We start from the raw sequence: 13,071 nt of genomic DNA, 5'->3' as shown, positions 1-13,071 counted from the left end.
CGTCGCCGCTCATGCCCAAAACACCGCTAGCCAGTCGCCCCCACGATCACTCTCACTGCGTGCACAGCGCGCTGTCGGAAGCGGATGCCCTGTGTGCCCGTCAAGGTTTGCGCCTGACAGCACTGCGTCGGCGCGTGCTCGAACTGGTCTGGCAAAGCCACAAACCCCTTGGGGCCTACGACATCCTCGCAGTACTCAGCGAACAGGATGGCCGTCGCGCCGCGCCGCCGACCGTGTACCGCGCGCTGGATTTCCTGTTGGAAAACGGACTGGTACATCGCATCTCGTCCCTCAACGCATTTGTCGGCTGCAATCACCCGGAACACGCCCACCAGGGCCAGTTTCTGATCTGCCGTGAATGCCACGCCGCGATCGAGCTCGAGCAAAAATCCATCAGTGAGGCCATCATCACCAGCGCTCGCGATGTCGGTTTTATGGTCGAAGGCCAGACCGTTGAAGTGGTCGGTCTCTGCTCGGGTTGCCAGGGGGCTTGATGAGCACTGCGTTGATCCGCCTCGATCAAGTTGTGGTGACCTTTGCCGGGCAAAACGTGCTGGACAACATTCAGCTCAGCGTCGAGCCGGGGCAGATCGTCACCCTGATCGGCCCCAACGGCGCCGGCAAGACCACTCTGGTGCGTGCTGTGCTGGGTTTGCTAAAACCGGACAGCGGCAGCGTCTGGCGCAAGCCAAAACTGCGGGTCGGCTACATGCCGCAGAAGCTGCACGTCGACCCGACCTTACCGCTGTCTGTGCTGCGTTTTTTGCGGCTGGTGCCGGGTGTGGATCGTCCCCGGGCTTTGGCCGCGCTCAAAGAGGTCGGTGCCGAACAGGTAATCGATAGCCCGGTACAGAGCGTCTCCGGCGGCGAAATGCAGCGCGTGTTGCTGGCACGGGCCTTGTTGCGCGAACCGGAACTGCTGGTACTCGATGAACCTGTGCAAGGCGTCGACGTCGCCGGCCAGGCCGAGCTCTACAGCCTGATCACTCGCCTTCGCGACCGCCATGGTTGCGGGGTGCTGATGGTTTCCCACGATTTGCATTTGGTCATGAGCACCACCGATCAGGTGGTCTGCCTCAATCGCCATGTCTGTTGCTCCGGGCATCCCGAGCAGGTCAGCGGCGATCCGGCATTCGTCGAGCTGTTCGGCAAGAACGCGCAAAGCCTGGCGATCTATCACCACCATCACGATCACGCCCATGACCTGCATGGCGCCGTAGTCAGCGAGGCCCCGGCGGCCCACGCCCATGTTCACGGAGATAGCTGCAAGCATGGCTGATTTTCTGTTTTACGCTTTGCTGGCAGGCTTGGCCCTGGCACTGGTCGCGGGCCCGTTGGGCTCGTTCGTGGTCTGGCGGCGCATGGCCTATTTCGGCGACACCCTTTCCCACGCAGCCTTGCTCGGCGTTGCTCTCGGGTTTCTGCTAGATGTCAGCCCGACGGTCGCAGTCACCGTGGGCTGCCTGTTGCTGGCGGTTTTACTGGTGACCTTGCAGCAGCGCCAGCCGCTGGCTTCCGACACGTTATTGGGGATTCTCGCACCGAGCACCCTGTCTCTGGGTCTGGTGGTACTAAGCTTCATGCATGAAGTGCGGATCGACCTGATGGCCTATCTGTTCGGCGACCTGCTGGCGATCAGCCCGACTGACCTGGCCTGGATCCTCGGCGGTAGTGCGGCGGTGTTGACGTTGCTGGTCACCCTTTGGCGCCCTTTGCTGGCGATCACCGTGCACGAGGAGCTGGCCACCGTCGAAGGCCTGCCGGTTGCGGCGCTGCGGCTGACCTTGATGTTGTTGATTGCGGTAGTGATTGCGGTCGCCATGAAGATCGTCGGCGTGTTGCTGATTACTTCGTTATTGATCATTCCCGCTGCTGCCGCACAGCGACACGCTCGATCGCCAGAGCAAATGGCCCTTGGCGCGAGTCTGCTGGGAATGCTCGCGGTGTGTGGTGGTCTGGCGTTGTCCTGGTTCAAGGACACCCCGGCCGGCCCCTCGATTGTGGTCGCCGCTGCCGCGCTGTTTCTGCTGAGTTTTGTCCTGCCCCGAAGAGGGGTGTAGACTTGCTCGTTTTTTGCGCAAATAGAGAGTCGCAGGAATGAAGCCGTTCGCCTCCCGTTATCTGCTCCTTGTCGCATTTTCCCTGCTGCTGGGCGCCTGCCAAAGCACGCCGCCTGCGGCCACAGAGGTCCCGGATCCCCGGGCCACTGCTATCGCGCAGCTGGAACAAAACCTCGCCAGCAGCGAGTTGGCTACTGCTGAAGACCAATTGAGCGCCTTGCAGGCCGAGTCGCCCAACGACCCATCGCTGGAACAGTATCAACGTCAACTGGCCGAAGCTTATTTGCAACGCAGCCAGATCGTTCTGCAGAAAGGTGATGTCAACGCCGCAGCAACAGCCCTGAGCCGGGCTCGCGCGCTGATGCCTAAAGCCCCGGCGTTGACCGGTGGCGTCAACAGCGCCATCACCCACGCCCGCAAAGCCGAGCTGGATAAAGCCGAAGCAGCCTTGAAAGCCGCCGAAGCCAAACCCGTTGCCAAGGTGATCGATCCTACCGCCGAAAGCACCACCGTTGCCTTGAACCTTACCGACATCACAAAGCTGCGCAAGCAACTGGATGCGATTGCCACCGACGTGGTGAATTATCAGTGCGACGTGAGCATTCAGGCGCCGCGCACCGAAGACTATCCATGGCTGGCCACGCTGCTGACCAATCGAGTGAAGAAGCTTGATTCAGCATTCGATCTCAAGCTGGAACGGCAGATCCTTCGCAACATCCCCGCACAGATGGTATTGAGCCCGCGTAAGCCTCTGTAGGAGCGAGCTTGCTCGCGATGGACGTTAACGATAACGCGTGTTTTCTGAATAAACGCGCCGTCCTGGAGTCCATCGCGAGCAAGCTCGCTCCTACACCGGCATTGGGGCTTGCCCACTAAGCCGGTTATTGCCAAATGACTGGTTGAATGCGAAATAAATGCTAAGAACCTCTATACGGACAGGCTAAAATGCGCGCCCCGGCTAACCGCTGACCCTTTTCTAACGCGCCCCACAAGGTTCGCTACGTGATCGAGTTTCAAAACGTCCATAAAACTTACCGGGTCGCCGGTAAGGATATTCCCGCCCTGCATCCGACCAGTCTGCGTGTCGAGAATGGTCAGGTATTCGGCCTGATCGGCCATTCCGGCGCGGGAAAAAGTACTCTGCTGCGTCTGATCAACCGCCTGGAAGCCCCAAGCGGTGGCAAGATCATTGTCGATGACGAAGAAGTCACCGCGCTCGATGCCAATGGTCTGCGGCGTTTTCGTCAGCAGGTCGGGATGATCTTCCAGCACTTCAATTTGCTGGCGTCCAAAACCGTCGCCGACAATGTTGCGCTGCCACTGACTCTCGCCGGCGAATTGTCCCGCAACGAGATCGACCTGCGTGTGGCGGAACTGCTGGCACGGGTTGGCCTGGCCGACCACGCCAAGAAGTACCCGGCGCAGCTGTCCGGTGGCCAGAAACAGCGTGTCGGCATCGCCCGCGCCCTGGCAACCAAGCCAAAAATTCTGCTCTGCGACGAAGCCACCAGCGCCCTTGACCCGCAAACCACGGCGTCAGTTCTGCAATTACTGGCTGAGATCAACCGCGAACTGAACCTGACCATTGTGTTGATCACCCATGAGATGGACGTGATCCGTCGGGTTTGCGATCAAGTGGCGGTGATGGACGCTGGCGTGATCGTCGAGCAAGGCTCGGTGGCCGAGGTGTTCCTGCACCCCAAACACCCGACCACCAAACGTTTCGTGCAAGAAGACGAGCAGATCGACGAAAGCGAACAACGCGATGACTTCGCCCACGTGCCTGGCCGCATCGTGCGTCTGACCTTCCAGGGTGAAGCGACCTACGCGCCGCTACTGGGTACCGTCGCTCGCGAAACGGGTGTGGACTACAGCATCCTCGCCGGTCGTATCGACCGCATCAAAAACACGCCTTATGGGCAACTGACCCTCGCCGTCACCGGTGGTGACATGGAAGCAGCATTCGCCCGCTTCACCGCGGCGGACGTCCATATGGAGGTGTTGCGCTAATGGAGTCCTTGTTGAGTTTCTTCGCCAATATCGACTGGTTCGAAATCTGGTTGGCCACCGGCGATACCCTGATGATGCTCGGCGGTTCGCTGCTGTTCACCGTGCTGCTCGGCCTGCCACTGGGTGTGCTGCTGTTCCTGTGCAGCCCGCGCCAGTTGCTTGAGCAGAGAAGCCTCTACGCGCTGCTGTCGCTGGTGGTGAACATCCTGCGGTCGTTGCCGTTCATCATCCTGTTGATCGTGATGATCCCGTTTACCGTACTGATCACCGGCACCTCGCTGGGTGTGGCCGGTGCTATTCCGCCGCTGGTAGTGGGTGCGACGCCATTCTTCGCGCGACTGGTGGAAACCGCGCTGCGTGAAGTGGATCGCGGCATCATCGAAGCGACCCAAGCCATGGGCGCGACCACACGGCAGATCATCATCAATGCCTTGCTGCCAGAAGCGCGGCCGGGTATTTACGCTGCGATCACGGTGACGGCGATCACGTTGGTGTCCTATACCGCAATGGCCGGTGTGGTCGGCGCAGGCGGTCTGGGTGATTTGGCGATCCGTTTCGGCTATCAGCGTTTCCAGACCGACGTCATGGTGGTCACGGTGATTTTGCTGCTGGTGCTGGTACAAGTTCTGCAGACCGTCGGCGACAAGCTGGTGGTGCACTTTTCCCGAAAATAAATGCAACTGCCGGCCACGGCTGGCAGGCGCCTGAAACAGGCGCCTAACACGGAGTTTGCTGAATGAAAAAACTACTCGTCGCTTTCGCTGCCGTTGCAGCGTTTTCCGCTCAGGCAGCAGAAACCCTGACCGTGGCCGCTACCCCGGTTCCACACGCGGAAATTCTCGAATTCGTTAAACCGGCGCTGGCCAAAGAGGGCGTCGACCTCAAGGTCAAAGTCTTCACCGACTATATCCAGCCGAACGTACAGGTTGCCGAGAAGCGTCTGGACGCCAACTTCTTCCAGCACCAGCCGTACCTGGATGAGTTCAACAAAGCCAAGGGCACTAACCTGGTCAGCGTTGCCGGCGTGCACCTGGAGCCGCTGGGTGCTTATTCCAGCAAGTACAAAGCGCTGGCAGACCTGCCAGGCGGTGCCAACGTGGTGATCCCGAACGACGCCACCAACGGCGGCCGCGCCTTGCTGCTGCTGGCAAAGGCCGGGCTGATCAAGTTGAAGGATTCGAACAACATCCTCTCGACAGTCAAAGACATCACCGAGAACTCCAAAGACCTGAAGTTCCGTGAACTGGAAGCCGCCACCATCCCGCGCGTGCTGACCCAGGTCGACCTGGCGCTGATCAACACCAACTACGCGCTGGAAGCCAAGCTCGATCCTTCAAAGGACGCGCTGGTCATCGAAGGCAAAGACTCGCCTTACGTGAACATCCTGGTTGCCCGTCCGGACGACAAAGACTCCGACGCCATGAAGAAACTGGTTGCCGCCTTGCACAGCCCGGAAGTGAAGCAGTTCATTCTGGAAAAATACAAAGGCGCGGTACTGCCGGCGTTCTGATTTCCTGAGGCAAAACAAAATGGGGCGCATTGATTGCGCCCCATTTTTTATGCCTGGAACACTGCCCATGTAGGAGCGAGCTTGCTCGCGATGGGGCCATCACTGCCAACATCGATCTTGAATGTCAGCCCGCTATCGCGAGCAGGCTCGCTCCCACATTAGGATTTGCAGTGTTATTGACGCTTGAGCATCACCGGCAACTGGGCCACCAGTTTCTGGTTGTTCAGCGGTGCGCGAATGAACCCCCGCTGCGTGCCGTCCGGTCCGATCACGGCCAGGTTGCCGCTGTGGTCGACGGTGTAGTTGGGTTTGCTGGTATCGGCCGGGATAAACGGAATGCTCACGGCATTGGCGAGCTTCTGCACGTCTTCTACTGACGCGCCGGTCAGGCCTTTGAAGTCCGGGTCGAAGTAGCCCAGGTACTGCTTGAGCTGCTTGGGGTTATCGCGGGCCGGGTCGACGCTGACCAGAATGATTTGCAGCTTACCGACCGCGTCCGCTGGCAGCTCACTCTTGATCTGCCGCAGTTGGGCGAGGGTGGTCGGGCAGATGTCCGGGCAGAAGGTGTAGCCGAAGAACAGTAGTGTCCATTTGTCTTTCAGCTCGTTGACCGTCACTGTCTGGCCATCCTGGTCGATCATCTTCACATCTGGAAGACTACGGCTTTGCGGCAACAGAATGATCCCGGCATCGATCAGCGCAGTCGGGTCACCCTGGCCCTTGCTGGTCAGTACTTTGTTGACGGTAAGTCCCAGGACCAAAGCCACCAGGGCGACGAGAATAAAGACGGTTTTCTGAGTTCGAGTCATAGGTTCAACAATAAGTAGTGGTCTACGAGCAGCGCGATGAACAGCAGGAACAAGTAGTAAATAGAGTACTTGAAGGTGTTAATCGCCGCGTGCGGCCGAGTGCCACGGTACAGCACGAAGGCCCATTGCAGAAACCTCGCGCCAAGGCCCAGGGCGCAAATCAGGTAAAGCATGCCGCTCATGTGGATCACAAACGGCAGCAGACTGACCGCAAGCAGGACGAAGGTGTAGAGCACAATGTGGATTTTGGTGTAGTGCTCGCCATGGGTCACCGGCAGCATTGGAATATCGGCCTTGGCGTATTCCTCTTTGCGGTGAATCGCCAGCGCCCAGAAGTGCGGCGGCGTCCAGGCGAAGATGATCAGCACCAGCAACAGCGGTTCGGCACTCACATGCCCGGTGGCGGCAACCCAACCGAGTAACGGCGGCGCCGCACCGGCCAGCCCACCGATGACAATATTCTGCGGTGTCGCGCGCTTGAGAAAACCGGTGTAGATCACCGCGTAACCGAGCAGCGAGGCCAGGGTCAGCCAGGCAGTCAGCGGATTGGTGAAAGCCAACAGCAACGCCTGACCGGCCAGCGCCAGCACCAGTGCGAAGGTCAACGCCGCTGCCGGCGAAACCCGCCCTTCGGCCAATGGTCTTTTATGAGTCCGGGCCATGACCGCATCGATCCGCCGGTCCACCACATGGTTCACCGCCGCGGCGCCTCCCGCGCACATCGCAATCCCCAGATTGCCGAACACCAGTACCGTCCACGGCACCCCGGCGCGCGTGGCGAGAAACATCCCGACCAGTGAGGTGATGAGCATCAGCACCACCACTTTGGGTTTGGTCAGCTCCAGATAGTCACGCCAGATCGCCTGACTGTGGCGTTCGCCGATCAAAGTCGCCATGGCATTTCTCCTTTTATTGTTATGGGTCCGGCTGCGTGTTTACGCGGGCTGAACCGCCAACGCACAGGGACATGATGCTTGACCCGAACCAGGCTGGTTCGCGCGTGGTAATTGACCAAAACCATCGTCAGCAACAACGCCGCGCCGCCAGCGTTATGGGCGACCGCAATCGGCAGCGGCAGATGAAACAGCACATTGCTCACGCCCAGACTGATCTGTGCGGCCAACGCCACCAGCACCAACCCGGCGAGCCGGGTCATACCCACCGCTCGCAGTTGCCAGGCCAGCCCCAGCAGCACCAGCATCACCAGCAGCGCGCCGATGCGATGGGTGAGATGAATCGCGGTGCGGGCATCACTGTCCAACTGACCGCCGAGATAATTCGGACCGATGTGCTGCGTCAGGTGAAAACCATTGGCGAAGTCGGCGGCCGGTAACCACTGCCCATGACAGGTGGGAAAGTCGATACAGGCCACTGCCGCATAGTTGGAACTGACCCAACCACCGAGGGCGATTTGCCCGATCACCAGCAATAACCCAGCAGTCGCCCAGTACTGCAAACGTCGCGGCACCGTCAGCGCCGGCAACACACCGGACAAGCGCAGTGTCAGCAGAAACAACAGGCTCAAGGTCGCAAAGCCTCCGAGCAAATGCGCCGTGACCACCTGCGGCCAGAGCTTGAGAGTGACCGTCCACATGCCGAACGCCGCTTGAGCGAACACTACTGCCAGTAAAAACAACGGCAACTTCAGCGGATGCCCGGGATGATGACGATGGGCCCAGGCACGGGCGGCCAGCAACACAATCAACACCCCCAGAGTCCCGGCGAAGTACCGATGGACCATCTCGTTCCAGCCCTTATGGGCCACCACCGGCGCATCGGGAAAATGCAGTTCGGCATGGGCCAACTGGGCTTCGCTTTTCGGCACACTGATAAAGCCATAGCAGCCAGGCCAGTCCGGGCAGCCAAGCCCCGCGTGGGTCAGCCGGGTATAGGCGCCGAGCAACACCACAATCAGTGCCAGCAATGTGGCAAACAACGCGAGGCGAAATCCAGGTTTGGCCATGACGATGCCCTTATCCGATGTTCGACAGTTTCAGCAGTTGGCGCAGGTCGTTGAGCAGATTTTTTCCGTTGACCCGGGCGTCATAGCGCAGCACCAGATTGCCGTGAGGGTCGATGATCCACAGCTGGGCCGCGCCATCGCCTTGTGCTGCTTTGCCCCCAGGGCCTTTATTAAATGTAGACAGATCCAGGGGATAGCGCTGCAGCTGCGGATACTCGCGTTGCAGCTTGGCGTCATAGTCGGCGTTCAGCGGTTGGGTAGCGGCCAGCGCATGACTGGCGCGAGAAGCATCACGACCCAGGCCGACCTGAATCTGCCGAGCTAAATACACAAGCTGTTGGCAGTCCACGGAGCACTCCTGCGGTGCGGTGACCAACATCTGCCAACGGCTTTCATCCGCGACGACACCGAGATCGGCACGGCTCTGCCCGTTACCGATCAATTCGCCGTGATAACTGCGACTCTCCGGAACCCAGAACTGCAATTTGTACATCCCCGTGGCGAGGATCATCGGACCGATCACCCCGAGAAGAATAAGAACCAGCTGCCAACGTCCGCGCCGGCGACTCTTTGGCGCCTGTGCCTCAGACATGTTGGGTGGATTCATGGCCGCTCCCATGGTGTGTCTCCCTTGCGTTGTGCCATCCGAGATAGAGGTAAAGGCCGAACAGTGCTACCGCCATGGCGAACCACTGCACGGCATAACCAAGGTGTTTTTCCGGCCCCATGGCCACCACGGGCCAATCGGACTGATAGGACGCTGGGCCAGCTTCTTCGCGTAATTCGTAGGCAAAACCGCTACGCCCCAACTCCGACCAAAGCTTCGATGGGTCGACTGCGGTGACCAGTCGTGGCCAGTTCGCCCCCACAGGATCCGCGTGCAACTGGAAGGTTGCACCCGGGGAGACATAGACCCAGGCATCGAGATTCAGCGCTTGTGCGGGGGTAGTAAACACCGGTGGTGTGCGCCGATCCGGCCACGGCAGCCAGCCGCGATTGAGCAACAACCAGAGGCCGCTGGTTTGATCGAGAAACGGTTGCAGCAGCTCGACACCGACCTTGCCGCCGCGGGTGCGGTTATCCAGCAGAAAACTGTGCTCGGCGTCGAACTGCCCGTGCAGGCGCACTCGCCGGAACGCAGGGTCTTGCGCGCCGTGCAGTTGTTCGAGGGGAACCGGTTCCGCCGCCCGGCGCTCGGCGTAGCTGGCAAGCAGCATGCGCTTTTGCTCGCCGCGGTCCAGTTGCCAGAAGCCGAGACCGACCAGCACCGGCAGCAACACGAGCACCACCAGCGTCGGCGCAATGCCGGGGCGAAAGCGCTTCATGGCATCGCCGCAAAGTTAAGAGCTCGACTAGCTATACTGATGCGCATCGCGTTCCCCCCGGAGTCTCACCATGCTTAAAGCGGCGATCGTCCTGATGCTGATAGCCACGGTAATCAGCCTGTTTAGCGGCCTGTTCTTTCTGGTCAAGGACGAAAGCAGCTCGAACCGACTGGTCATTGCCCTGACTGTTCGCGTCAGCCTGGCCGCCATTACCGTCGGCTTGATTGCCTGGGGTTTCTTCAGCGGCCAATTGGTCTCCAGTGCGCCTTGGTAGCGTTTGCGTAACAGCCCTCAGAGCACGTACACGAAGACAAACAAGCCGATCCACACCACGTCGACGAAGTGCCAATACCAACTGGCCGCTTCAAAGCCGAATTGATGCTCGGCACTGAAATGCCCACGCATGACCCGCATCAGCATCACAAACAGGATGATCGTGCCGATGGTCACGTGGGCGCCGTGGAAGCCGGTGAGCATGAAGAAGGTCGCGCCGTAGACACCCGATCCCAGGGTCAGCCCCAGCTCGTGATAGGCGTGGATGTACTCCTTGGCTTGAAAACCGAGGAAGCCACAACCCAGCAGTACGGTCAGCGCCAGCCAGATTTTCAAGGCGCCTCGATGGCCTTTCTTCAAAGCATGGTGGGCGATGGTCACGGTGACGCTGGAGCTGACCAGCAAGACGGTGTTGAGCAGTGGCAAGCCCCACGGACTGATGGTCTCTTTGGGCGGAGGGAAGAGTGTCGGATCAGGGTTATGCAGTAATGGCCAGGTGAACTGGAAGCTCGGCCAAAGCATGTGCGCCACACCTTTGCTGCCCTCACCGCCCAGCCATGGGCCGGACAAATTGCGCACGTAAAAAAGGGCGCCGAAGAAGGCGATAAAGAACATCACTTCGGAAAAAATGAACCAGCTCATGCCCCAGCGAAACGTGCGATCCATCTGCGGGCTGTACAAACCCGCACGACTTTCCTTGATCACCGTGCCGAACCAACCGAATAGCATGTAGGCCAGTAGCAAGCTGCCAACGAAGAAGATCAGCGGACCATGGGATTCCGGTCGGGCAGCCTTCAGGTCGTTGAACCAGGTGCCAAGACCAAACATGGTGATCAACATGCCAAACGTGGCAATGATCGGCCATTTGCTCTGGGCGGGAACGTAGTAATGCTCATGAGTCGCCATTTATTGTTCTCCTTATCGGGCACGCTTGAACGTCTAACCGCCGGTGTTTGTACTGACAGCCACCGGTGGATGACGCGCGGTGATATCGAACAGCGTGTAAGCCAGCGTCAGGTGCTTCACATCCTTGGGCATGTCACGGTCAACGATGAAACGTACCGGCATCTCGATCCGTTGACCGGGTTGCAGCACTTGCTGGGTAAAACAGAAGCATTCGGTCTTGTGGAAGTAAACCGCCACCTCGCCTGGAGAAATACTCGGAATCGCCTGGGCACTCATCGGGTGGTCGGTCGGGTTATAGGCGACAAACAGCATCTCGTTCACTGCCCCGGGATTGATCACCATTTCATCGGCCTTGGGATAGAAGCCCCAGACCATGTCCACGGCGTTGGTCGACAGAAACTGCACGCGGATCTGCCGCGAGGTGTCGACCACCTGCTCACCTTCGTATTGCCCCCCGGTTTTGCCGTTAATACCAAACGCCTTACACATCACGTCGTAGATCGGTACCAAGACAAATCCAAACGCAAACATCGCCACCACCACCATCAGCAGTCGAGTAACCAGCCGCTTGAGCGAGATTGAGTCAGCCATGAGCGCAGACCTCCCAAAATCGCCTGTTCATTTCACTTCCGGCGGTGTGGTGAAGGTGTGATACGGCGCCGGTGACGGGATGCTCCACTCCAGTCCCTCCGCACCCTCCCAAGGTTTTGCCGGCGCCGGCGGACCGCCGCGAATGGTCTTGATCACGATGAACAGGAAGAAGATCTGCGTCGCACCGAAGATAAAAGCTCCGATCGAGGACACCATGTTGAAATCGGCGAATTGCAGGTTGTAATCCGGAATTCGCCGCGGCATCCCCGCAAGCCCCACGAAGTGCATTGGGAAGAAAGCCATGTTCATGCCGATGAACGACAGCCAGAAATGCAGCTTGCCCAGGGTCTCGTCGTACATGTGCCCGGTCCATTTCGGCATCCAGTAGTACGCGGAAGCGAAGATCCCGAAGATCGCGCCGGGCACCAATACATAGTGGAAGTGCGCGACCACGAAGTAGGTGTCCTGGTATTGGAAGTCCGCAGGTGCAATGGCCAGCATCAGCCCGGAGAAGCCACCGATGGAAAACAGGATGACGAACGCCACCGCAAACAGCATCGGTGTCTCGAACGTCAGCGAGCCCTGCCACATGGTGCTGACCCAGTTGAACACCTTGACCCCGGTCGGCACCGCGATCAGCAGCGTGGCGTACATGAAGAACAGCTCGCCCACCAACGGAATGCCCACCACGAACATGTGGTGCGCCCAGACGATGAACGACAGGAACGCGATACTCGCCGTGGCGTAGACCATCGAGGTGTAACCAAATAGCGGTTTGCGGGCGAAAGTCGGGATGATCGAGCTGACAGCGCCGAACGCCGGCAGGATCATGATGTACACCTCGGGGTGACCGAAGAACCAGAACACGTGCTGGAACAGCACCGGATCACCACCACCAGCAGCGCTGAAGAAGCTGGTGCCGAAGTGGATGTCCATCAACATCATGGTCACGCAACCGGCCAGCACCGGCATCACCGCAATCAACAGGAACGCGGTGATCAGCCAGGTCCAGACGAACAGCGGCATTTTCATCAGGGTCATGCCGGGAGCGCGCAGGTTGAGGATGGTCGCGATCACGTTGATCGCACCCATGATCGAGCTGATGCCCATCAGGTGAATGGCGAAGATGAAGAAGGTCACGCTCTCCGGCGCGTAGGTCGTCGACAAAGGTGCGTAGAAGGTCCAGCCGAAGTTCGGCCCGCCGCCGGGCATGAACAGGGTCGACACCAACAACAGGAAGGCAGCCGGCAACAGCCAGAAACTAAAGTTGTTCATCCGTGGCAGGGCCATGTCCGGCGCACCGATCATCAACGGGATCATCCAGTTGGCGAGGCCGACGAACGCCGGCATCACCGCACCGAAGACCATGACCAGACCGTGCATGGTGGTCATCTGGTTGAAGAACGCCGGCTCGACGATTTGCAGGCCCGGCTGAAACAGCTCCGCGCGGATCACCATGGCGAACGAGCCGCCAAGCAGGAACATGCAGAAGCTGAACCACAGGTACAGGGTTCCGATGTCTTTGTGGTTGGTGGTCAGCACCCAGCGCATCAACCCTTTGGCAGGGCCGTGGATGACGTTAGCGCCTGCATGAACGTGGTCATCGCTCACAGCATTCATGTCC

General features: G+C 59.4%; 16 protein-coding genes. 8 read left to right on the top strand and 8 right to left on the bottom strand.

Annotation, left to right across the window (positions count from 1 at the left end):
* The first annotated feature begins 11 nt into the window (after positions 1–11).
* From zur to ACZYSM_RS20200, 7 genes are all read left to right on the top strand, one after another.
* Positions 12–494: a zinc uptake transcriptional repressor Zur gene (zur, locus tag ACZYSM_RS20230; RefSeq protein ID WP_489073869.1), complete on the top strand. Its 483-nt coding sequence runs from the start codon at positions 12–14 to the stop codon at positions 492–494.
* Complete coding sequence (gene znuC / locus ACZYSM_RS20225; protein WP_489073867.1) at positions 494–1,279, top strand: zinc ABC transporter ATP-binding protein ZnuC; 786 nt, start codon at positions 494–496, stop codon at positions 1,277–1,279. The genes zur and znuC overlap by 1 nt, the downstream gene beginning before the upstream one ends.
* Entirely contained in the window at positions 1,272–2,060 is a 789-nt protein-coding gene (gene znuB, locus ACZYSM_RS20220) for a zinc ABC transporter permease subunit ZnuB (RefSeq protein WP_489073865.1), read from the top strand. The genes znuC and znuB overlap by 8 nt, the downstream gene beginning before the upstream one ends.
* 37 nt (positions 2,061–2,097) lie before the next feature.
* A complete protein-coding gene (locus ACZYSM_RS20215; RefSeq protein ID WP_489073863.1) occupies positions 2,098–2,817 on the top strand; it encodes a PA5502 family lipoprotein in 720 nt (239 codons plus the stop codon).
* Between the two features lie 245 nt (positions 2,818–3,062).
* The gene (locus tag ACZYSM_RS20210) at positions 3,063–4,070 is read left to right on the top strand and encodes a methionine ABC transporter ATP-binding protein (protein WP_489073861.1); all 1,008 of its coding nucleotides are present in this window, start codon (positions 3,063–3,065) and stop codon (positions 4,068–4,070) included.
* Positions 4,070–4,744: a methionine ABC transporter permease gene (locus tag ACZYSM_RS20205; protein ID WP_489073859.1), complete on the top strand. Its 675-nt coding sequence runs from the start codon at positions 4,070–4,072 to the stop codon at positions 4,742–4,744. The genes ACZYSM_RS20210 and ACZYSM_RS20205 overlap by 1 nt, the downstream gene beginning before the upstream one ends.
* A 62-nt stretch (positions 4,745–4,806) precedes the next feature.
* Positions 4,807–5,580, top strand: coding sequence for a MetQ/NlpA family ABC transporter substrate-binding protein (locus tag ACZYSM_RS20200; RefSeq protein WP_489073857.1), 774 nt, complete (start codon positions 4,807–4,809; stop codon positions 5,578–5,580).
* Between the two features lie 173 nt (positions 5,581–5,753).
* Here the strand turns inward: ACZYSM_RS20200 and ACZYSM_RS20195 are convergent, their stop codons facing one another.
* The 5 genes from ACZYSM_RS20195 to ACZYSM_RS20175 are packed head-to-tail and all read right to left on the bottom strand — an operon-like array spanning position 5,754 to position 9,677.
* Complete coding sequence (locus ACZYSM_RS20195) at positions 5,754–6,389, bottom strand: SCO family protein (protein WP_489073855.1); 636 nt, start codon at positions 6,387–6,389, stop codon at positions 5,754–5,756.
* The gene (gene cyoE / locus ACZYSM_RS20190; protein WP_489073853.1) at positions 6,386–7,285 is read right to left on the bottom strand and encodes a heme o synthase; all 900 of its coding nucleotides are present in this window, start codon (positions 7,283–7,285) and stop codon (positions 6,386–6,388) included. The genes ACZYSM_RS20195 and cyoE overlap by 4 nt, the downstream gene beginning before the upstream one ends.
* On the bottom strand, positions 7,273–8,352 hold the full coding sequence (locus tag ACZYSM_RS20185; protein ID WP_489073851.1) for a COX15/CtaA family protein: 1,080 nt from the start codon (positions 8,350–8,352) through the stop codon (positions 7,273–7,275). Before ACZYSM_RS20185 ends, cyoE begins: the two co-directional genes overlap by 13 nt.
* 10 nt (positions 8,353–8,362) lie before the next feature.
* The gene (locus tag ACZYSM_RS20180) at positions 8,363–8,971 is read right to left on the bottom strand and encodes a hypothetical protein (protein WP_489073849.1); all 609 of its coding nucleotides are present in this window, start codon (positions 8,969–8,971) and stop codon (positions 8,363–8,365) included.
* Positions 8,937–9,677 carry an SURF1 family protein gene (locus ACZYSM_RS20175; RefSeq protein ID WP_489073847.1) on the bottom strand — a complete coding sequence of 247 codons (741 nt, stop codon included), beginning with the start codon at positions 9,675–9,677 and terminating at the stop codon, positions 8,937–8,939. Before ACZYSM_RS20175 ends, ACZYSM_RS20180 begins: the two co-directional genes overlap by 35 nt.
* Positions 9,678–9,747: 70 nt before the next feature.
* Here ACZYSM_RS20175 and ACZYSM_RS20170 point away from each other — a divergent pair, with 70 nt between their 5' ends.
* The gene (locus tag ACZYSM_RS20170; RefSeq protein ID WP_419114160.1) at positions 9,748–9,951 is read left to right on the top strand and encodes a twin transmembrane helix small protein; all 204 of its coding nucleotides are present in this window, start codon (positions 9,748–9,750) and stop codon (positions 9,949–9,951) included.
* 17 nt (positions 9,952–9,968) lie between these two features.
* Here the strand turns inward: ACZYSM_RS20170 and ACZYSM_RS20165 are convergent, their stop codons facing one another.
* The 3 genes from ACZYSM_RS20165 to ctaD are packed head-to-tail and all read right to left on the bottom strand — an operon-like array spanning position 9,969 to position 13,067.
* Entirely contained in the window at positions 9,969–10,856 is an 888-nt protein-coding gene (locus ACZYSM_RS20165; RefSeq protein WP_489073845.1) for a cytochrome c oxidase subunit 3, read from the bottom strand.
* Between the two features lie 33 nt (positions 10,857–10,889).
* Entirely contained in the window at positions 10,890–11,447 is a 558-nt protein-coding gene (locus tag ACZYSM_RS20160) for a cytochrome c oxidase assembly protein (protein ID WP_489073843.1), read from the bottom strand.
* A gap of 27 nt (positions 11,448–11,474) precedes the next feature.
* Positions 11,475–13,067 (bottom strand): cytochrome c oxidase subunit I, encoded by a 1,593-nt coding sequence (gene ctaD, locus ACZYSM_RS20155; protein ID WP_489073841.1) that lies wholly within the window; start codon positions 13,065–13,067, stop codon positions 11,475–11,477.
* Positions 13,068–13,071 lie beyond the last annotated feature (4 nt).

Source organism: Pseudomonas sp. F220 (assembly GCF_057813935.1).
The sequence above is the reverse complement of the archived record's forward strand: the minus strand, read 5'-3'. Positions and strand labels throughout refer to the sequence as shown.